The following is a 1107-nucleotide window of genomic DNA, read 5'->3' on the forward strand; positions in this document are numbered from 1 at the left end:
GCCTTTTCAAGTTTACGACCAGACCTTATACCATCAATCTGACCCATAAGAATATTTCTAGCAAGCATTCTCCTAGAATAAGCTTTCTTACCTGGAGTATCAGCATATTTAGAATGCAAATCACCAAAATCATACCGACTAACCAATTCCTCAATAAAAAAACAAATATGATTATCTGGAATAAAGTCCCTCAAATTTAAAGGAAGTAAAAACACCTGACCAATACTATCTTCATGCAAAACCATAAACACCAACTCAACAAAAACTAAAAAACATTAATACTATATTACACCCCATAATATTTAAAACTAAGCATAACTAAAAAGAATCAAAAAATAATTATTGCACAGCCAATAATATTTCTTCTTCACTTGCAAATAGTTTATCTATTTTGGCAGATCCTATTTCTTTAACTTCTCCAGAATATAGCATTGAGTTTCTTAAAAAAGTTTCAGTGTAATATGGAGACATTGAAATCATTATATCATAAGATTCAGCATATTCAAGCCCATCATTTAATGATTTTTCATCAAAATCTATGAACATTTTTTTATAAGGTATACCATGCCAAATTGATACCCATGTATTCTTTGAAGATCTTCTAAAATATGATTTCAAAGATCCAGCATCAATAACATAGTCAGAAGTGTATTTTAAATAGTCTCCGTAACTTGTCACATTCTTTACTAAATTATAACCCTCTTTTTCAACAATTTCTGAATCCAATTCGTTTAATAGAACATTTATTTCAAACTTATCCTTATATATATATATATATCGTTTAATGTCTTCCATTGTCCGTTTATTATATGCACTTGGATTTAATAACAATTTTTTAAGCTCTGGCATTATATTCACCATTAAATATCATTAAATATATGGTTTTAAAATTTAAAAGATTGATTAAGAGAATAAAAATAATTTAAAAATCTATAATGAACCATTCACCTAATGTCAAGACAAGTTAATATTTGAGATAAGTTTATTTATTATTAAGTTATATATAATATACATGTCAAGGCGAAGTTTTGAGTTTAATGAGGATGATGAAAAATTTTTAATAGGCTTTGTTAAAAATTCGAAGGAAACATTAAGAGCATTTGTACT

1 protein-coding gene and 1 pseudogene are annotated in these 1107 nt (G+C 26.9%); both read right to left on the reverse strand.

Translation table 11 applies throughout. The features are described from left to right. Positions 1-245: pseudogene (locus MBFIL_RS04555) on the reverse strand (hypothetical protein); the annotation flags it as partial. 94 nt (positions 246-339) lie between these two features. Beyond that, positions 340-849, reverse strand: coding sequence for a CDP-glycerol glycerophosphotransferase family protein (locus MBFIL_RS04560; protein ID WP_066971892.1), 510 nt, complete (start codon positions 847-849; stop codon positions 340-342). Between the last annotated feature and the right edge of the window lie 258 nt (positions 850-1107).

This window comes from Methanobrevibacter filiformis (assembly GCF_001639265.1).
In the GTDB taxonomy this organism is placed as follows: domain Archaea; phylum Methanobacteriota; class Methanobacteria; order Methanobacteriales; family Methanobacteriaceae; genus Methanacia; species Methanacia filiformis.